The following is a 17,774-nucleotide window of genomic DNA, read 5'->3' as shown; positions in this document are numbered from 1 at the left end:
AAGGCGCGCTTTCTAAGGAGCAGTACCATGGATCGTCGTTTGATCGTGCTGGCAGCGGGCATGTTCGCCATCGGCACAGACAGCTTTGTCGTGGCCGGCATACTTCCCCAGGTGTCGCAGTCGCTGGGGGTGTCGATAGGGGTGGCCGGGCAGATGGTGACTTTGTATGCGCTGAGCTATGCGCTGCTGTCGCCGGTGGTGGCGGCCACGGCGGCGCACTGGCCGCGCAAGCGCCTGCTGCTGACGGGGCTGGTGGTGTTTGTGCTGGGTAATCTGATCACGGCGGTGGCGCCGTCCATAGAATGGGTGCTGGCCAGCCGCCTGATCGCCGGCCTGGGCGCGGCCATGTTCAGCCCCACCGCCACGGCCACCGGCGCCTCGCTGGTGCCGCCCGAGAAGCGCGCCCAGGCGCTGGCCATCGTCATCGCCGGGCTGACCAGCGCCACCGCCTTCGGCTCGCCCATCGGCACCTTCATCAGCGGCCTGGGCGACTGGCGCGCCACCATGTGGTTCGTGACCATCGTGGGCCTGATCGCCAGCGTGGCCGTCTACGCCATGCTGCCCGCCATCCCCGCCCTGCCCGCCGTCACGCTGCGCCAGCGCCTCGCGCCGCTGAAAGACAGCCGCGTGCTGCTGACGCTGTTGACCACGCTGGCCGCCTATTCCGGCATGTTCGCCGTGTACACCTATATCGGCGTGACCTTCGACCGCGTCACCGGCGGCAGGACGGAAGTACTGGCAGGCTTGCTGCTGCTGTGGGGCGTGGCCGCCACCGTGGGCAACCTGAGCGCGGGCAAGCTGACGGACCGTTTCGGCAGCCGCACCATCATCTACGGCGCGCTGGCGCTCGCCACCGTCAACTTCGCGCTGCTGCCCTGGGCCGCTGCGCACCTGTGGAGCGCGGCGCTGTCCATCGTGGTGTGGGGCGTGTGCGGCTGGGGCTTGCTGGTGCCGCAGCAGCACCGCCTGATCAGCCTGGCGCCGGCGTCCGCGCCGCTGCTGCTGGGGCTGAACTCGGCGGCGCTGTATGTGGGCGTGTCGGCGGCGGGCGTGATCGGCGCGGCCAGCATCACCTTCCTGGACCGGCACCAGATCGGCCTGGTGGGCGCGGCCCTGCTGGCCGCCGCCTTCATCATTGCCAGGCTGGCGGACCGGCTGATCCGCAAGGAACAGGCCGTGGTGCGGCCGCTGGCCGCAGCCGTCAATTAAAGCACAGGAAGAAAGTCGTGCTGCCGCCAGGCACGCTTTCCACGCGCACCTCGCCGCCGTGCAGCTGCATGATGGCGCGCACGATGGACAGGCCCAGCCCTGCCGAGTGGGCCTGGCTGGAGCGGGCCGCGTCGGCGCGGTAGTAGCGGTCGAAGATGCGCGGCAGGTGCTCGGGGGCGATGCCGGGGCCGGTATTGCTGACGGCCAGCTCCACGCCGCGCTGCACGCGCCGAGCGGACAGCCGCACCTCGCCGCCCGCAGGCGTGTAGCGGATCGCGTTCGAGACCAGATTGTTGACGGCGCGCTGCAGCAGCACGGGATCGACCTGCAACTCCAGCGCCGGCACGTCCACCGCCAATCGCACGCCCACGTCTTCGGCCAGGATTTCAAAATAGTCGTGGATGCGCAGCAGCTCGGCGCGCAGGTCCAGCGTTTCGCGCTGCAAGGCCAGCTGCGCGTTGTCCACGCGCGCCAGGAACAGCGTGTTCTCTATCATGCGCGCCAGCCGCTCGTATTCTTCCGAGTTGGATGCGAGCAGCGCCTGGTATTCCTCCACCGTGCGCGGGCGCGACAGCGCCACCTGGGTTTCCACCATCAGCGTGTTGAGCGGCGTGCGCAGGTCGTGCGCCAGGTCGGCGGCAAAGCCGGACAGGCGCTGCACGCCCTCTTCCAGCCGGTCCAGCATGGCGTTGAAGGCCGCGCCCATTTCGCGCAGCTCGGCCGGCGCGTCGCGCACCGACAAGCGCGTGTTGAGCCGGCTGGCGTTGATGTCGTTGGCCTTGCCGATCAGCGAGCGCACGCTGCGCATGCTGTGGCGCACGATGGCGTAGCCCAGCAGCGCCGCCAGCGCCGCGCCGCCGGCCAGCGCCAGCAGCAGGTCCGCACCGTAGCGCTTGAGGATGCGCAGCCGGTCGGAGCGCTCGCGCGCCAGCGTGATTTCCACCGGTTCGCCGCCGGCCAGGCCCAGGGCGCTGACCATGCGTCCGCTGCCCTGCTCCGGCACCCAGTCGTGGATATCGTCCAGCGTCAGCGCGTTCTGCGCGGGCACGCTGGCGATCTTCGGCAACGGGCGCGAGGTGATGGACGTTTGCAGCAGCCGCTCGCCCGCTGGGCCGCGCACGCGCAGCATGAAGTCGTTGTGGCCGGACAGGGTTTCCACCAGCGGACGCTGATCCTGCACGATAGCCTGCGGCGACGGCAGGCTGGCCACGATGCGGCGGATCTGCGTGGCCTTGTTCACCAGTTCCACGTCGTCGCGGTAGTACATCTGGCTGGCCAGCGTCTGGTACAGATAGGCGCCTGCGGCCAGGAAGGTGGCGATGGCCACCGCCGCCAGCATTAGCGCCACCCGCACCGTCAGCGACAGCGGCAGCAGGCGCATTGCGGCGGCGCTCGTGGGGGCGGCGCTCACGGCCGGTGCTCCAGCAGATAGCCCATGCCGCGCACGGTCTGTATCAGCTTGGCCTCGTAAGGGTCGTCTATCTTGGCGCGCAGGCGGCGCACCGCGACGTCCACCACGTTGGTGTCCGAATCGAAGTTCATATCCCACACCATGGAAGCGATCTGCGTACGCGACAGCACCTCGCCCTGGCGCTTGGCCAGCAGGTGCAGCAGCGCGAATTCCTTGGCCGTCAGCTCTATGCGCGCGGACTGGCGCGTAACGCGGCGGCGCAGCACGTCGATTTCCAGGTCGGCCACGCGTATCAGCTCCATCTCGCGCACCGGGCCACGGCGCATCAGCGTCTTGATGCGGGCCAGCAGTTCGGCGAAGGCGAAGGGCTTCACGAGGTAGTCGTCCGCGCCCAGTTCCAGGCCTTTTACACGGTCCACGACGTCGTCGCGCGCGGTGAGGAACAGCACCGGGGTCTGCTTGCGCTCGCGCAGCTTGGCCAGCACCGCCCAGCCGTCCATTTGCGGCAGCATCACGTCCAGCACGATCAGCTCATAGTCCAGTTCCAGCGCCAGCGCCAGGCCGTCCACGCCATTGCGCGCCAGGTCCGCCACGTAGCCGGACTCCTGCAAGCCCTTGACCAGGTAATCGCCGGCCTTCGGTTCGTCTTCCACCACCAGTATTTTCATCATGCCCTCCAGACGGGACATTGTCGGCTTTTCCGGCCGCGATTTGGATTACAAAGCTGTAATTTGCGCGTCATCTTCGCGTCAGTGGCGCCTCGTTAGCATGGGAACCGTGACAAGCCAACTCCCAACCAAAGGAATACACCATGTTTAACGCACTTCGCATGGCGGCACTGACCGCCGCACTGGCTGCCGCTTCCACCGGCGCTTTCGCTTCCACCAACGGCACCGCTGTCTACGGCAAGGCCGTGGCGTCCGCCAACGCCCAGCGCACCGTGACGCTGACCGCAGCAACCGCCGGCGTCAACGTCGACAACGGCGATACGGTGGAATTCAAGACCGCCAGCGGGGAACGTTTCACCTGGCATTTTGACACGCTGACAGGCGAAAGCGCTTTCCACCTGGCGAAAATCGCGCCGGCGGGCAGCGTGGACCCCAAGGTTGTGGTTTATGTGGGAGCGAATCCGCTGTATCGCTGATAGGCCGCAATGGCGGGTTACGCAGCTGCGCTGCTAACCCGCCCTACGCATTTTTCATTGCCGCCAAAACGCAAAGAAGCCCCGGCGCGCCACGATGTTTCGTGAACGCGCCGGGGCTTCCGGCGTCTGGCCCTCTTACTTTGCAGCTTCCAGTATCAGATTGGCGATTTCGTCGGGATGGGAAATCATCGATACGTGGCTGGAGTTCAGCTCTATCGTCTTGGCGCCCATGCGATTGGCGACGAAGCGTTCCAGCTCGGGCGAGGTGGTGCGGTCTTGCAGGGAGATGGCGTAGTAGCTTGGCTTGTTTTTCCAGGCCGCCTGCGTGGTGCGGCTGGCGAACAGGGTCTGCGAAATGCGGCCCTGGCCTGCATACAACACGCGCGCCTGCGCCGGGTCCAGGTCTCCTGCGAAGTCGCGCACGAAAGCCTGCTCGCTCAGCTGGGCGAAACCATCCGGCGATTTCACCAGGCCCGCTGCGGCTGGCGCGGCAGGGAATTGGGCGGCCAGTGCGGCGTAGTCCTCGCCCACGTCCGGCGCGCGCGCCGCCAAGTAGACCAGCGCCTTCACTTTCGGATCGTTGCCGGTTTCGCTGATCACCGTGCCGGCCCACGAGTGGCCCACCAGGATGGTCGGCCCGTCCTGCAGCGCCAGCACGCGGCGCGTGGCGTCGGCGTCGTCCGCCAGCGAGGTCAGGGGATTCTGCACCGAGGTCACATGCATGCCAGCCTTCTGCAGGCGCGCGATCACCTCGTTCCAGCCGGAGCCGTCGGCATACGCGCCGTGCACCAGCACGACGTTGCGCACGGAGGGCACGGTCGGGGCGGCCGGAGCGGCAGAGGCAAAGCCGCTGGCCAGCATGGCTGCGGCCGCAGCCGCGAAAATTGAGCGTTTCATGGTCCTGTCCTTTTCTGGTTGAAAAACCCAGTATAGAAACCGGCGCATGACCCAAACATGACCCGCAAATTACAAAAAGGTTACAGCGGCGGCGCGATTTTTTCGAGATAGGCATTGAGCGAGGCTTGCGACAACTCGCCGATGTGCAGGCTGGCCAGCTTGCCGTCCGCACCGTAGAACAGCGTGGTAGGGAAAGCGGAAGCGCCCACCCCGTGCGCGATCTTCCCGTCCGCGTCATGCACGGTATTGGCCACGGTGAAGCCGCGTTCGGCCAGGAAGCCCTGCCCCGCCGCCGCTTCGGCGTCCTCGTTGACGAAGACAAAGGCCACGTCGCGGCGCTGCTGCTGCATCTTCGCCAGCACCGGCATCTCGCGCCGGCACGGCGGGCACCAGCTGGCCCAGAAGTTCACCACCATCGGCTTGCCGCCAGCGAACTGGCGGATGGCGGCCGGGGCTGCCGCTCCCTGCGGACTGCGCAAGGCAATGGCCGAGCCGGACATGTCCCACGCGAACAACGCCGCGATCAAGCCCGCAGCCAGCGGCGCTTGCAGCTGCGGCTTGCGCCAGCAGCGCCAGACCGCCACCGCAAGGCCGCCCGCGATGGCCGCAGGCCAGTTGCCGCCGCCGTCGCGGAAGTCGAACACCGCCCACCAGGGCGCGCTGCGGAAATCGTCAAACCGCGTAACGACGAAGGCGATGCGCCCCGCCACCAGCGCAGCGAGCGCCATATCCAGCAATATGCCGGTGACGTTCACCTTGTTCTTGCGCCCCACCAGATAGCCCACGCCGGCGGCGATGCCGAACGCCATGGCCAGCAACAGGTGGCTGGCCTGCAGCACCAGCGGTCCCACATTCACAGAAAACACATGCGCTCCTCGTTCCGTTCACGGGCGCACGATAGCACGCGCGCGGCGCTCCCGCCGGAAAGGTCATCAATGTAATACTTCGAGGGTATCGAAAAGCTACCAAATCGGTCTTGGACGGCGCTGCAAGGTATATCTATCCTCCGAATGTCCCCATTTCAAAACTACTAACCGGGGCTTTCAGGAGACTAAACCATGCAACAAATCGACGTTCACAAGCTGTCGGACGGAGCGCGCTTCACGCGCTTCCACGCCGGCGTGCTGTTCTGGTGCGCCATCATCATCATCTGCGACGGCTATGACCTTGCCGTCGCAGGCATCGCCCTGCCCTCCATCATGAAGGAAATGGGCGTCACCGCCCAGAATGCCGGCTTCATGGTCAGCTCGGCGCTGTTCGGTATGATGTTCGGCGCCATCTTCCTCGGCACCGTGGCCGACAAGATCGGCCGCCGCCTCGCCATCGCCATCTGCATCGGCCTGTTCAGCGTGTTCACCGCAGCGGCGGGCTTCGCCACCGATCCCTACACCTTCAGCGCCATGCGCTTCCTGGCCGGCCTGGGCATAGGCGGCGTGATGCCGAATGTGGTGGCGCAGATGACCGAGTTCTCGCCCAGGAAAATCCGCTCCACCATGGTCACGCTCATGTTCAGCGGCTACGCCGTCGGCGGCATGTTGGCAGCCCTGCTGGGCAAAGGGCTGATCGAAGCCTACGGCTGGTCGTCCGTGTTCCTGGCGGCCGGCGTGCCGGTGCTGCTGATTCCCTTTATCTTGAAGTTCATGCCGGAGTCCATGCCCTTCCTGATCCGGGAGAACCGCCTGCCTGAATTGAAAGCCATCCTGGCTCGCATGGAGCCGTCCTACCATCCCGCCAGCGGCGACCGCTTCGCCATTCCCGCCGCCGACAGCGCAGCGGGCGCTCCCATTCGCAAGCTGTTCCAGGATGGGCGCGGCTTTAGCACCGTGATGTTCTGGGTGGCTTTCTTCATGTGCCTGTTCATGGTGTACGCGCTCAGTTCCTGGCTGACCAAGCTGATGGCCAGCGCCGGCTACAGCCTGGGCTCCGCGCTGACCTTTGTGCTGGTGCTGAACTTCGGCGCAGTGATAGGCGCCGTCGGCGGCGGCTGGCTGGCGGACCGCTTCAACATCAAGCATGTGTTGATCGGCATGTACGCGCTGGCCGGCGTCTCCATCACGCTGCTCGGCTACAAAGTGCCGACTGAGGTGCTGTTCCTGCTGGTGGGCCTGGCTGGCGCCTCCACCATCGGGACGCAGATCGTCACCTACGCCTATGCGGGCCAGTTCTATCCCATGGCCATCCGCGCCACCGGCATAGGCTGGGCTTCCGGCGTGGGCCGCAGCGGCGCCATCCTGGCGCCCATCGCCATCGGCACGCTGGTCGGCATGCAGCTGCCGCTGGAGCAGAACTTCATGGCCATGGCCATCCCCGCCGCCATTGCCGTTGTCGCCGTGTCGCTGATACGGCAGAAGCGTTCGGCATCGGCCTCGCACGGCGTCACGGCGGCGCAAGCCGAAGCGGCGTAGTCCGCAAGTTTGAACACGCCCATAAAAAACAACAATCTGGAGACACTTGATGAACAAAGCAGTAAAAAAAGCAGCACTGTGCGCCGCGCTGGCCGCCATCATCCATCCGGCCATGGCGCAAAGCCAGGTCACCATCTACGGCATCCTCGATAGCGGCCTGGCATACACCACCAACACCAACGCGGCGGGCAACTCCATGGTGAAGGTGCCGGGCCTGACCGGCAGCGTGCCCTCCCGCCTGGGCTTCCGTGGCGTGGAGGACCTGGGCGGCGGCCTGCAGGCCGTGTTCACGCTGGAGACCGGCGTGAGCCTGGACACCGGCACCGTGGGCCAGGGCAACCGCCTGTTCGGCCGCCAGGCCAATGTGGGCCTGAAAGGCGCGTGGGGCACGCTGACGCTGGGCCGCCAGGTCAACATGACCTTCCTGGCGCAAGCGAAGGCGGACGTGCTGGGTCCCAATCTGTTCAGCATGTCCAGCATCGACCTGTACATCCCCAACGCCCGCAGCGACAACGCCGTGGGCTATCTGGGCACGTTCAACGGCTTCACCGTGGGCGCAACCTACAGCCTGGGGCGGGACGCATCCTCGGCGGGCGGGCCGGGCGGCACCAACTGCGCCGGCGAAGTGGCGGGCAATTCAAAAGCCTGCCGCCAGATTACCGGACTGCTGGGCTACGACAGCAAGGACTGGGGCCTGAACGCCACCTACGACATCATGTACGGCAACGCCGGCGCGGCGGCCGGGCTGACCACCAGCGACAGCAACGACAAACGCATCACCGTCAACGGCTACGCCATGCTGGGCGCAACGAAGATAGGCGCAGGCGTGATGGCCCGCAAGAAGGTGGCGGCAACGCGCGCCAACGACCTCGAATCGGACCTGTACTACATCGGCGCCAGCTATCCGCTGTCGCCGCTGATGCAGCTCGACGGCCAGCTTGCGCGCCACGACGTGAAGGGCAGCGGCAACGACTCCACGCTGTCGGTGCTGCGCCTGACCTACTTCCTGTCCAGGCGCACCGCCGTGTACACCTCGCTGGGCCACATGAAGAACGCCGGCGCCGCAGCCATCGCGCTCGACGCCGGCGGCACTGTGGGCACGGGGCTGAGCCAGTCCGGCATCTCGGCAGGGGTGCGGCATATGTTTTGATGCCGGCGGTCGCAATGGCGGGTTACGCGTTGCTAACCCGCCCTACAACTCCTCCTTCACGTGCGGGATGCCGCGCGACTCGTAGACGTCGTAAATAATCTGCAGCATGTTGCGGATTTCCTCGGTCCTGTCCATCAGCCGTATGCTGAACAGGATAGGCGACACCGCGTGCTTGTCGTCGATTTCGACATACTGCACATCGGTGCGCTTCATGCCTTGCAGGCTGTCCGGCACGATGGAGATGCCCTGCCCCGCCGCCACCATGCCGATGGCGATCTGCAGCTCGCGCACTTCCATCACGTGCTCGGGATGCAGCGCGCGGTCGCTGAAAATGGCCAGCACCTGGTCGGCGAAGCTGGGGCGCGGGTTGCGCGGGTAGACGATCAGATTCTCCCCCACCAGCTCGCGCAGCTTGAGCGGCCGTCCCAGTTCCGCCAGCCGGTGTCCCACCGGCAGCGCCACGATCAGCCTTTCCTCGCGCAGCAGAATGCGGCGTATCGACGGGTCTTCCGACTTCACGCGGCCAAATCCCACATCGATGCGGCCTTCCTTCAGCGCGCGCATCTGTTCCATCGTCGTCAATTCGTGGAAGGTGATTTCCACGCCCTCGTACTGCGTGCGGAAGCGGCGCACGATTTCCGGCAGCAGGCCGTACAGCGTCGACGCCACGAAGCCGATCGACAGCGTGCGCTCGATTTTACCCACGCGCTGCGTCATCGTTTTCAGATCGGCCATCTTGTCGAGCAAAACCTGGGCATGCGCCTGAAAAAAGCTACCGGCCTCGGTGAGACGCAGCGGCCGCGAGCCTTTCTCGAACAGGGCCACGCCCAACTCCTCTTCCAGTTGCTGGATCTGCCGGCTTAGCGGCGGCTGCGCTATGAACAGGCGGTGCGCGGCCCGCGTGAAGTTTTTCTCCTCGGCAACAGCAAGGAAGTAGCGCAAATGCCGGATCTCCATCTCTATACCTTATAAGTATTGACGCGATACCAAATCAGTGTTGGACGACGCTTTTTCAAGGGTTTATCGTGGTGTTATCCCTTCGAATTATACCGACTATACGGATAAGATATGATCAAAAGCATAGAAACCATCCTCGCGGACGTCCCCACCATCCGTCCGCACAAGCTGTCCGTGACCACCATGAGCACGCAGACTTTGGTGCTGGTGCGCGTACGCTGCGGCGACGGCGTGGAAGGCTGGGGCGAGGCCACCACCATCGGCGGCCTGAATTACGGCGAGGAGAGCCCCGAGAGCATCAAGACCAATATCGACACGCATATCGCGCCGCTGCTGATCGGGATGGAGGCGAGCCAGGTGGCCAAGGCCATGGCCAAGCTGCGCAAGGCGATCCAGGGCAACCGCTTCGCCAAGTGCGCCATCGAAACCGCGCTGCTCGACGCGCAGGCCCGCCGCCTCGGCATCCCCCTGAGCGAGCTGCTGGGCGGCCGCGTGCGCGACGAACTGCCCGTGGCCTGGACCCTGGCCAGCGGCGACACCGCCAAGGACATCGCCGAAGCCGAAAAAATGCTGGAACTGCGCCGCCACCGCATTTTCAAGCTGAAGATAGGCGCGCGCGCCGTGGCCGACGACGTGAACCACGTGCTGGCCATCAAACGCGCCCTGGGCGACGCGGTCAGCATCCGCGTGGACGTGAACCAGGCCTGGAACGAGCTGCAGGCGATCGAAGCCATCACCGCGCTGGAAGCGGGCGGCGTGGACCTGATCGAGCAGCCGGTGCCGGCCCACCACAAGGCCGCCATGGCCCGCCTGGCGCAGCGCTTCTCGGTGCCGCTGATGGCCGACGAAGCCCTGCAAGGCCCGCTCACCGCCTACGACTACGCCACCAGCGCGGCGGCGGACGTGTTCGCGGTGAAGATCACCCAGTCCGGCGGCCTGGTGCAAGCGGGCCAGGTCGCCACCGTGGCGCAACTGGCGGGCGTGGCCCTGTACGGCGGCACCATGCTGGAAGGCGGAGTGGGCACGGCCGCATCGGCCCACCTGTTCTCCACCTTCGCCGACCTGTCCTTCGGCACCGAACTGTTCGGCCCCTTGCTGCTCACCGAAGAAGTGCTGCAGGAGCCGCTGGTCTACAAGGACTTCATGCTGCAAGTGCCAACCGGCCACGGCCTGGGCGTTGCAGTCGACACCGACAAACTCGGCCGCCTGCGCCGCCACTAAGGAGAATTGCCATGCTGTTCCACGTTCGCATGGATGTGAATATCCCATCCGCCCTGCCCGAAGCCGAAGCAGCCGCCATCAAGGCGCGCGAGAAGGCGTATTCTCAAGAGCTGCAATCCAGCGGCCAGTGGCGCCACCTGTGGCGCATCGCCGGCCAGTATTCGAACATCAGCATTTTCGACACCGCCAGCATCGACGAGCTGCACACCCTGCTCTCCACGCTGCCGCTGTTCCCCTACATGAAGATCGAGGTGATGCCGCTGTGCCGCCATCCATCTTCAATCCGCAGCAACGACCTTTAACCACACCCACTAGACGGAGACTGACATGACACATAACGACATCGACAAGCTGGTAAAGAGCTGGATCATCGACACCGCAACCCGCCCGGCCAACCCGCGCGTGCAGGCCGTAGTGGCGCGCCTGGTGGCAGACTTGTGCAAAGCGATTGAAGACCTGGACATCCAGCCGAGCGAATTCTGGAAAGGCCTGGAGTACCTGACCAACGCAGGCAAGGCCAATGAACTGGGCCTGCTGGCCCCTGGCCTTGGCCTGGAGCGCTTCCTCGACATCCGCGCCGACGAAGCCGAAGCCAAGGCCGGCCTGCAAGGCGGCACGCCGCGCACCATCGAAGGCCCGCTGTACGTGGCCGGCGCGCCGGAAAGCCAAGGCTTTGCACGCCTGGACGACGGCAGCGAAAGCGCCGAGGCCGAAGTGCTGTTCATGCAGGGCACCGTCTACGACGAAGCGGGCAAGCCGCTGCCTGGCGCCAAGGTGGAAGTGTGGCACGCCAACCTGATGGGCAACTACTCCTTCTTCGATTCGACGCAGTCGCACTTCAACCTGCGCCGCACCATCTTCACCGACGCGCAAGGCCGCTACCAGTTCCGCAGCATTGTGCCCAAGGGTTACGGCTGCCCTCCGGGCGGCAGCACCCAGACCCTGCTGGACCAGCTGGGCCGCCACGGCCAGCGTCCCGCCCACATCCACTTCTTCGTCACCGCCGACGGCCACCGCAAGCTGACCACGCAGATCAATATCGACGGCGACGAATACCTGTGGGACGACTTCGCCTTCGCCAGCCGCGAAGGCCTGGTGCCGGCGGTGAGCAAGGTGACCGATGCGGCCGCCATCGCGCAAAAAGACCTGCGCCAGCCCTACTCCAGCATCGACTTCGATTTCCGCCTGTACGGCGAGCACCCAGCCGCGCCGGAAGCCGAAGTGGAACGCGTCCGCGCCGCCGCCTGAACGGAGAACGTCATGATCCCTATCATTCCCGTCAAGTCCGAGGCCAGGAGCCTGGACGACTACCTGGTGGAAGACCACGCGAAAGGCGACTTCCGCCTGCACCGCAGCGCCTTCACCGACGAAGCCTTGTTCGAGCTGGAGATGAAGCACATCTTCGAGGGCAACTGGATCTACCTGGCGCACGAAAGCCAGGTGGCCAATGTGAACGACTACTACACCACCCACATCGGCCGCCAGCCCGTGTTCATCGCGCGCAACCGCCAGGGCGAGCTGAACGCCTTCATCAACGCCTGCAGCCATCGCGGCGCGCAGCTGTGCCGCCACAAGCGCGGCAACAAGGCAACCTACACCTGCCCCTTCCACGGCTGGACCTTCAACAACAGCGGCAAGCTGCTGAAGGTGAAAGACCCGGAAGAAGCAGGCTACCCCGAGTGCTTCAACAAGGAAGGCTCGCACGACCTGAAAAAGCTGGCGCGCTTCGAGAACTACAAGGGCTTCCTGTTCGGCAGCCTGAATGAGAACGTGGCGCCGCTGTCCGAGTTCCTGGGCGAAGCGGCCAAGATCATCGACATGATCGTGAACCAGTCGCCGGACGGCCTGGAAGTGCTGCGCGGCTCGTCCACCTACACCTTCGAAGGCAACTGGAAGCTGCAGGCCGAGAACGGCGCAGACGGCTACCACGTCTCGGCCGTGCACTGGAACTACGCGGCCACCACCAGCCGCCGCAAGGAAGCCGAGGCGGATGCCGCCAACGGCCGCGAGGACAAGATCAAGGCCATGGACGCGGGAAAATGGGGCAAGCAAGGCGGTGGTTTCTACGCCTTCAAGCAAGGCCACATCCTGCTGTGGACCAAGTGGGCCAACCCGCAGGACCGTCCCAACTACCCGCGCCACGGCGAGTACGCGGACAAGTTCGGCACCGCCACCGCCAACTGGATGGTGGAGCGCTCGCGCAACCTGTGCCTCTACCCCAACGTCTACCTGATGGACCAGTTCGGGTCGCAGATCCGCCTGCTGCGCCCGATCTCGGTGGACAAGACCGAAGTGACCATCTACTGCATCGCCCCGAAAGGCGAACCGGCCGAAGCGCGCGCGCGCCGCATCCGCCAGTACGAGGACTTCTTCAACGTCAGCGGCATGGCCACGCCGGACGACCTGGAAGAATTCCGCGCCTGCCAGCAGGGCTACGCGGGCAAGGCCATGGAATGGAACGACATGTGCCGGGGCTCCACGCACTGGATCGAAGGCGCGGACGACGCGGCCAAGGAGATCGGCCTGCAGCCAGTGATGAGCGGCGTGAAGACCGAAGACGAAGGCCTGTACACGGTGCAGCACCGCTACTGGCTGGATGTGATGAAGCAGGCGCTGCGCGCCGAGGGAGAGCAGAAATGAGCGGCATCGACATCAATGGCATCGCCGCTTTCCTGTACCGCGAAAGCCGCCTGCTGGACGACGAGCAGTGGGACGAGTGGCTGGATTGCTACCACCCGGACGCCCAGTTCTGGATGCCGGCCTGGGACGACGACGACACGCTGGTCTCCGATCCGGAACGCGAAATCTCGTTGATCTACTACCCCACCCGCCAGGGCCTGGAAGACCGCGTGTTCCGCATCAAGACCGAGCGTTCCAGCGCCACCATGCCGGACACGCGCACCAGCCACAACATCGCCAACGTGGAACTGGAGAAGCAGGACGGCGCGGTCTGCACGGTGCGCTTCAACTGGTACACGCTGAGCCACCGCTACAAGACGGACTACAGCTACTTCGGCATGTCGCGCTACGTGATCGACTTTTCCGGCGCGGCGCCGAAGATCCTGAACAAGTACGTCGTGCTGAAAAACGACTACATCAATCAGGTTATCGACATTTACCATATTTAAAGTCTGGAGCACGGACATGAGCCATACCATCGCACTGCAGTTCGAAGACGGAGTGACCCGCTTCATCAGCTGCAACCCCAATGAAAAGCTGGCCGATGCGGCCTACCGCCAGAAGGTCAACATTCCGCTGGACTGCCGCGACGGCGCCTGCGGCACCTGCCGCGGCCTGTGCGAATCAGGCAGCTACGACATGCCCGAATCCAGTTATATCGAAGACGCGCTCACGCCGGAAGACGCGGCGGAACGCTACGTGCTGAACTGCCAGATGCGCCCCACGTCGGACTGCGTCATCAAGATTCCCGCCACCTCCGCGTCCTGCAAGACGGCGGCGGCCAGCCACCCCGGCAGCATCGCCTCGGTGGAAGTGCTGTCCGAGTCCACGCTGCGCTTCTCGATCAAACTGGCGCAGCCGGACGCGCTGGACTTCCTGCCCGGCCAGTACGTGAACGTGGAAGTGCCCGGCACCGCGCTCACGCGCTCTTATTCCTTCAGCTCCGTGCCCGGTTCGCAGCAAGCCTCCTTCGTGGTGCGCAACGTGCCAGGTGGCCGCATGAGCAGCTATCTGTCGGACGCGGCGCAGCCCGGCCAGCAGATCGCCTTCTCCGGTCCCTTCGGCAGCTTCTACCTGCGCCCCGTGCAGCGTCCGGTGCTGATGCTGGCGGGCGGCACCGGCATCGCGCCCTTCCTGTCCATGCTGGAAGTGCTGGCGGCGCACGGCTTCCCGCAGCCGGTGCGGCTGGTGTTCGCCGTCACCCGCGACTGCGACCTGGTGGCGCTGGAGCAGCTGGACCGCATCGCGGCCGCGCATCCGCAGTTCAGCTACCTCACCTGCGTGGCCGACCAGGCCAGCGCGCATGCACGCAAGGGCTACGCCACGCACCACGTTGAGCCGTCCTGGCTGAACGGTGGCGACGCCGACGTCTACCTGTGCGGCCCCGTGCCCATGGTGGATGCGGTGCGCACCTGGCTGGGCGACGTGGGCGTGACGCCAGCCAACTTCTATTTCGAAAAATTCTCGGCCAGCAGCGGAGCATGAATATGCGATTCAAGGATAAAGTCGTCATCGTTACCGGTGCCGCACAAGGTATAGGACGCGGCGTGGCGCTGGAAGCCGCGCGCGAAGGCGCATCGCTGGTACTGGCGGACCGTTCGCCGCTGGTCCTGGAAGTGCTGGCCGAGGTGCAGTCGGGGCGCGACTTCCCCGCTGCGCTGGCCATCGCCTGCGAAGTGGACCTGGAGACGCACGCCGGCGCGCGCGAGATGGTGTGCGCCGCGATCGCCGCCTTCGGCCGCGTCGATGTGCTGGTCAACAATGTGGGCGGCACCATCTGGGCCAAGCCCTACCAGGAGTACGAGGCCGAGCAGATCGAAGCGGAAATCCGCCGCTCGCTGTTCCCCACCATGTGGTGCTGCCACGCGGTGCTGCCGGCCATGATAGAGCAGCAGCGCGGCGTGATCGTCAACGTGTCGTCCATCGCCACGCGCGGCATTTACCGCATTCCCTACTCGGCAGCCAAGGGCGGCGTGAACGCCATGACGGCCAGCCTGGCGCTGGAGCACGCGCAGGACGGCATCCGCGTGAACGCCGTGGCCACCGGCGGCACCGAGGCGCCGCCGCGCAAGGTGCCGCGCAACCCCAAGCCGCTCAGCGAACAGGAACAGGTCTGGTATCAGGGCATCGTGGACCAGACCATCGCCAGCAGCTTGATGCACCGCTACGGCACCATCAGCGAACAGGTGCGCGCCATCCTGTTCCTCGCCTCCGACGAAGCCAGCTACATCACCGGCACCGTGCTGCCGGTCGGTGGCGGCGACCAGGGCTGACCGTGCGCGGCTGGTCGCTCTCGGCCGTGCTGGCGGGCTTCCTCGCGGTCGTGATTTCGTATGCCGGCCCGCTGGTGATCTTCTTCCAGGCTGCCAGCGCGGCGCACGCCTCGCAGGCCATGATGTCGTCCTGGATCTGGGCCATCTCGCTGGGCGCGGGCCTGTCCGGCCTGTGGCTCAGCTGGCGGCTGAAGACGCCCATCATCACCGCCTGGTCCGCGCCCGGCACCGCGCTGCTGGTGACGCTGTTCCCCGCCATGAGCATCAACGAGGCGGTGGGCGCCTACATCACGGCGGCCGCCGCGATACTGCTGATCGGCCTGTCCGGCTCTTTCGACAAGCTGCTGCGCCACATCCCGAAAGGCGTGGCGGCGGGCATGATGGCGGGCATCCTGTTCCAGTTCGGCGTGAACACCTTCAAATCCATTGCCACACTGCCCGTGCTGGCGGTGGGCATGGTGGTGAGCTACATCGTCTGCAAAAAATTCGTGCCGCGCTACGCCGTGGTGGTGGTGATGCTGACCGGCGCAGCAATCGCGTGGACCACCGGCGCGGCGGACCTGGGCGGCGTGCGCATCGCCGCCGCCGCGCCGCAATGGATAACGCCCGAATGGAGCTGGCGCTCCACCTTCAGTTTCGCGCTGCCGCTGGTGCTGGTCAGCCTGAGCGGCCAGTTCCTGCCCGGCATGGCCATCCTCAAGCTGTCCGGCTACCACACCAGCGCCAAGCCCATCATGGTCGCCACCAGCATCGCCTCGCTGGCGGTGGCCTGCTTCGGCGGCATCACCATCGTCATCGCCTCCATCACGGCGGCGCTGTGCACCGGCCGGGACGCGCACGAAGATCCAGCACGCCGCTACGTGGCCGGCATGGCCAACGGCGTGTTCTACATCATCGGCGGCACGCTGGCCGCCACCATCGTGGCGCTGTTCGCCAGCCTGCCGAAAGAACTGGTGGCGGTGCTGGCGGGCCTGGCGCTGCTGGGCGCGATCACCTCCAACCTGATGGGCGCGGTCGAGGACGAACAGCACCGAGAAGCATCGGTCATCACCTTCATCGCCACCGCATCCGGCATGAGCTTCCTCGGCCTGGGCTCGGCCTTCTGGGGCATCCTGATAGGGCTGTTCGCCTATTTCGTCCTGAAACGCAAACCGGCCGCAATGAACTAACGAGTACCACCATGCCTATCGCAATCATCAACGACACCTGCATCCACTACCGCACGGAGGGCGACCGCAGCCTGCCCGCGCTGGTGTTTTCCAACTCGCTCGGCACGGACCTGAGCATGTGGCAGGAGCAAGCGGACGCGCTGGCAGGCCGCAACTTCCTGGTCCGCTACGACACGCGCGGCCACGGCCTGTCCGCCAGCCCGCCCGGCCCCTACTCCATCGACCAGTTGGGCACGGACGTGGTGGCCTTGCTGGACCACCTGGACATCGAAAAAGCCCACTTCTGCGGCATCTCCATGGGCGGCGTCACCGGACTATGGCTGGGCGTGCACGCGCCCAAGCGTCTCAACCGGCTGATACTCGCCAACACGGCGGCGCGCGTCGGCACGGCGGACGGCTGGCGAACCCGCGCCGCCGCCGTGCGCGCGCAAGGACTGGGCGCGATTGCCGACAGCGCCGCCTCGCGCTGGTTCACGCCCGAGTTTGTGCAGCACCAGCCCGCCGTCGCCGACGCCATGGCCAACAAGCTGCGCGGCCAGAACTACGAAGGCTACGCCGCCTGCTGCGACGCGCTGGCCAGCGCCGACCTGCGCGCCGAGATCCACGCCATTACCGCGCCCACCCTCATCGTCGCCGGCGCGGCGGACCCGGTCACCACCGTGGCGGACGCCGAAGCCCTGCGCAGCGCCATCCCCGGCGCCCTCGTGGCCGCCCTGCCCGCGTCCCACATTTCCAACGTCGAAGCGCCGGCCCAGTTCACGCGCCAGCTGCTGGAGTTCCTGGCCTGACGGCTGCCGGATGGCTTGAGGGCTGCGTGATAGAATATGCGCATGTCTCCGTCCCTCATCTCCCAAGCCGAATCGCTGATACGCGACACCGGCGCGCGCCTGACCCAGCCGCGTACCCGGGTGCTGTCCTACCTGCTCAAACAGAAGGAGGCGATGACGCACCACGAGATCCACGCCCACCTGCCCGGCGAGCCGCTGGACGCGGTCACGCTGTACCGCGTGCTGGAATGGCTGACCGAAAACGGCCTGGCGCACCGCATCGCGGGCGCCGACCAGGTGTGGCGCTTCTCCGCCGGCGCGGGCCAGCAGAATCACGAACACGCGCATTTCCAGTGCAATAGTTGCGACGCCATCACCTGCTTCAACGACGTGCCGCTGCCGCGCCGCGTGAAAATGCCGGAAGGATTCGTCAGCGAGGAAGTGGACTTCCTCATCAAGGGAATCTGCCCACGCTGCAGCAAGAAGTAATCC

At 65.8% G+C, this 17,774-nt stretch carries 19 protein-coding genes; 14 read left to right on the top strand and 5 right to left on the bottom strand.

The genetic code is table 11. The features are described 5' to 3' along the window. Positions 1-27 precede the first annotated feature (27 nt). The gene (locus GTP77_RS25405) at positions 28-1,209 is read left to right on the top strand and encodes an MFS transporter (RefSeq protein ID WP_161074946.1); all 1,182 of its coding nucleotides are present in this window, start codon (positions 28-30) and stop codon (positions 1,207-1,209) included. On the opposite strand, the gene GTP77_RS25400 is transcribed toward GTP77_RS25405, so the two are convergent. Next, positions 1,202-2,620 carry a heavy metal sensor histidine kinase gene (locus tag GTP77_RS25400; RefSeq protein ID WP_371869401.1) on the bottom strand — a complete coding sequence of 473 codons (1,419 nt, stop codon included), beginning with the start codon at positions 2,618-2,620 and terminating at the stop codon, positions 1,202-1,204. The genes GTP77_RS25405 and GTP77_RS25400 overlap by 8 nt on opposite strands. Next, positions 2,617-3,288 (bottom strand): heavy metal response regulator transcription factor, encoded by a 672-nt coding sequence (locus tag GTP77_RS25395; protein ID WP_161074961.1) that lies wholly within the window; start codon positions 3,286-3,288, stop codon positions 2,617-2,619. Before GTP77_RS25395 ends, GTP77_RS25400 begins: the two co-directional genes overlap by 4 nt. Positions 3,289-3,431: 143 nt before the next feature. Between GTP77_RS25395 and GTP77_RS25390 the strand changes: the two genes are divergently transcribed. After that, on the top strand, positions 3,432-3,764 hold the full coding sequence (locus tag GTP77_RS25390) for a CzcE family metal-binding protein (protein WP_161074945.1): 333 nt from the start codon (positions 3,432-3,434) through the stop codon (positions 3,762-3,764). Between the two features lie 135 nt (positions 3,765-3,899). Here the strand turns inward: GTP77_RS25390 and GTP77_RS25385 are convergent, their stop codons facing one another. Beyond that, positions 3,900-4,661 (bottom strand): alpha/beta fold hydrolase, encoded by a 762-nt coding sequence (locus GTP77_RS25385; RefSeq protein ID WP_161074944.1) that lies wholly within the window; start codon positions 4,659-4,661, stop codon positions 3,900-3,902. A gap of 80 nt (positions 4,662-4,741) precedes the next feature. Continuing rightward, positions 4,742-5,527, bottom strand: coding sequence for a redoxin family protein (locus tag GTP77_RS31300; RefSeq protein WP_161074943.1), 786 nt, complete (start codon positions 5,525-5,527; stop codon positions 4,742-4,744). 192 nt (positions 5,528-5,719) lie between these two features. Here GTP77_RS31300 and GTP77_RS25375 point away from each other — a divergent pair, with 192 nt between their 5' ends. Both GTP77_RS25375 and GTP77_RS25370 read left to right on the top strand, forming a co-directional pair. After that, entirely contained in the window at positions 5,720-7,066 is a 1,347-nt protein-coding gene (locus tag GTP77_RS25375) for an MFS transporter (protein ID WP_161074942.1), read from the top strand. Between the two features lie 49 nt (positions 7,067-7,115). Further along, on the top strand, positions 7,116-8,216 hold the full coding sequence (locus GTP77_RS25370; RefSeq protein ID WP_161074941.1) for a porin: 1,101 nt from the start codon (positions 7,116-7,118) through the stop codon (positions 8,214-8,216). Between the two features lie 42 nt (positions 8,217-8,258). Here GTP77_RS25370 and GTP77_RS25365 read toward each other — a convergent pair whose 3' ends face one another. After that, positions 8,259-9,173: a LysR family transcriptional regulator gene (locus GTP77_RS25365; RefSeq protein ID WP_161074940.1), complete on the bottom strand. Its 915-nt coding sequence runs from the start codon at positions 9,171-9,173 to the stop codon at positions 8,259-8,261. 111 nt (positions 9,174-9,284) lie between these two features. Here GTP77_RS25365 and GTP77_RS25360 point away from each other — a divergent pair, with 111 nt between their 5' ends. Genes GTP77_RS25360 through GTP77_RS25315 form a run of 10 tightly spaced genes read left to right on the top strand, consistent with a single transcriptional unit; the run spans position 9,285 to position 17,771 of the window. Continuing rightward, entirely contained in the window at positions 9,285-10,394 is a 1,110-nt protein-coding gene (locus GTP77_RS25360; RefSeq protein WP_161074939.1) for a muconate/chloromuconate family cycloisomerase, read from the top strand. A gap of 11 nt (positions 10,395-10,405) precedes the next feature. Then, complete coding sequence (catC, locus tag GTP77_RS25355; protein ID WP_161074938.1) at positions 10,406-10,696, top strand: muconolactone Delta-isomerase; 291 nt, start codon at positions 10,406-10,408, stop codon at positions 10,694-10,696. Positions 10,697-10,721: 25 nt separating this feature from the next. Beyond that, positions 10,722-11,642, top strand: a complete 921-nt coding sequence (gene catA, locus GTP77_RS25350; RefSeq protein WP_161074937.1) for a catechol 1,2-dioxygenase — start codon at positions 10,722-10,724, stop codon at positions 11,640-11,642. A 12-nt stretch (positions 11,643-11,654) separates the two neighbouring features. Further along, a complete protein-coding gene (benA, locus tag GTP77_RS25345; RefSeq protein ID WP_161074936.1) occupies positions 11,655-13,034 on the top strand; it encodes a benzoate 1,2-dioxygenase large subunit in 1,380 nt (459 codons plus the stop codon). Next, complete coding sequence (gene benB, locus GTP77_RS25340; RefSeq protein WP_161074935.1) at positions 13,031-13,522, top strand: benzoate 1,2-dioxygenase small subunit; 492 nt, start codon at positions 13,031-13,033, stop codon at positions 13,520-13,522. The genes benA and benB overlap by 4 nt, the downstream gene beginning before the upstream one ends. A 16-nt stretch (positions 13,523-13,538) precedes the next feature. After that, positions 13,539-14,558, top strand: coding sequence for a benzoate 1,2-dioxygenase electron transfer component BenC (gene benC, locus GTP77_RS25335; protein WP_161074934.1), 1,020 nt, complete (start codon positions 13,539-13,541; stop codon positions 14,556-14,558). Next, a complete protein-coding gene (locus GTP77_RS25330) occupies positions 14,555-15,346 on the top strand; it encodes a 1,6-dihydroxycyclohexa-2,4-diene-1-carboxylate dehydrogenase (protein ID WP_161074933.1) in 792 nt (263 codons plus the stop codon). Before benC ends, GTP77_RS25330 begins: the two co-directional genes overlap by 4 nt. Before the next feature lie 2 nt (positions 15,347-15,348). Beyond that, positions 15,349-16,515 (top strand): benzoate/H(+) symporter BenE family transporter, encoded by a 1,167-nt coding sequence (locus tag GTP77_RS25325; RefSeq protein ID WP_371869400.1) that lies wholly within the window; start codon positions 15,349-15,351, stop codon positions 16,513-16,515. 11 nt (positions 16,516-16,526) lie between these two features. Beyond that, on the top strand, positions 16,527-17,303 hold the full coding sequence (gene pcaD / locus GTP77_RS25320; RefSeq protein WP_161074932.1) for a 3-oxoadipate enol-lactonase: 777 nt from the start codon (positions 16,527-16,529) through the stop codon (positions 17,301-17,303). A gap of 42 nt (positions 17,304-17,345) precedes the next feature. Continuing rightward, positions 17,346-17,771: a Fur family transcriptional regulator gene (locus tag GTP77_RS25315; RefSeq protein WP_161074931.1), complete on the top strand. Its 426-nt coding sequence runs from the start codon at positions 17,346-17,348 to the stop codon at positions 17,769-17,771. The last annotated feature ends 3 nt before the right edge of the window (positions 17,772-17,774 follow it).

This window comes from Pseudoduganella aquatica (assembly GCF_009857595.1).
Classification (GTDB): Bacteria; Pseudomonadota; Gammaproteobacteria; order Burkholderiales; family Burkholderiaceae_D; genus Rugamonas; species Rugamonas aquatica_A.
Note: the sequence above shows the minus strand (reverse complement) of the source record. Positions and strands in the feature narration are given on the sequence as shown.

Coding starts and splice junctions, on each gene's coding strand:
- GTP77_RS25405 (WP_161074946.1), top strand. CDS start 28: ATGGATCGTCGTTTGATCGTGCTGGCAGCGGGCATGTTCGCCATCGGC.
- GTP77_RS25375 (WP_161074942.1), top strand. CDS start 5,720: ATGCAACAAATCGACGTTCACAAGCTGTCGGACGGAGCGCGCTTCACG.
- GTP77_RS25385 (WP_161074944.1), bottom strand. CDS start 4,661: ATGAAACGCTCAATTTTCGCGGCTGCGGCCGCAGCCATGCTGGCCAGC.
- GTP77_RS25365 (WP_161074940.1), bottom strand. CDS start 9,173: ATGGAGATCCGGCATTTGCGCTACTTCCTTGCTGTTGCCGAGGAGAAA.
- benB (WP_161074935.1), top strand. CDS start 13,031: ATGAGCGGCATCGACATCAATGGCATCGCCGCTTTCCTGTACCGCGAA.
- GTP77_RS25330 (WP_161074933.1), top strand. CDS start 14,555: ATGAATATGCGATTCAAGGATAAAGTCGTCATCGTTACCGGTGCCGCA.
- GTP77_RS25370 (WP_161074941.1), top strand. CDS start 7,116: ATGAACAAAGCAGTAAAAAAAGCAGCACTGTGCGCCGCGCTGGCCGCC.
- GTP77_RS25315 (WP_161074931.1), top strand. CDS start 17,346: ATGTCTCCGTCCCTCATCTCCCAAGCCGAATCGCTGATACGCGACACC.
- catC (WP_161074938.1), top strand. CDS start 10,406: ATGCTGTTCCACGTTCGCATGGATGTGAATATCCCATCCGCCCTGCCC.
- GTP77_RS25395 (WP_161074961.1), bottom strand. CDS start 3,288: ATGAAAATACTGGTGGTGGAAGACGAACCGAAGGCCGGCGATTACCTG.
- GTP77_RS25390 (WP_161074945.1), top strand. CDS start 3,432: ATGTTTAACGCACTTCGCATGGCGGCACTGACCGCCGCACTGGCTGCC.
- catA (WP_161074937.1), top strand. CDS start 10,722: ATGACACATAACGACATCGACAAGCTGGTAAAGAGCTGGATCATCGAC.
- benA (WP_161074936.1), top strand. CDS start 11,655: ATGATCCCTATCATTCCCGTCAAGTCCGAGGCCAGGAGCCTGGACGAC.
- pcaD (WP_161074932.1), top strand. CDS start 16,527: ATGCCTATCGCAATCATCAACGACACCTGCATCCACTACCGCACGGAG.
- GTP77_RS25360 (WP_161074939.1), top strand. CDS start 9,285: ATGATCAAAAGCATAGAAACCATCCTCGCGGACGTCCCCACCATCCGT.
- benC (WP_161074934.1), top strand. CDS start 13,539: ATGAGCCATACCATCGCACTGCAGTTCGAAGACGGAGTGACCCGCTTC.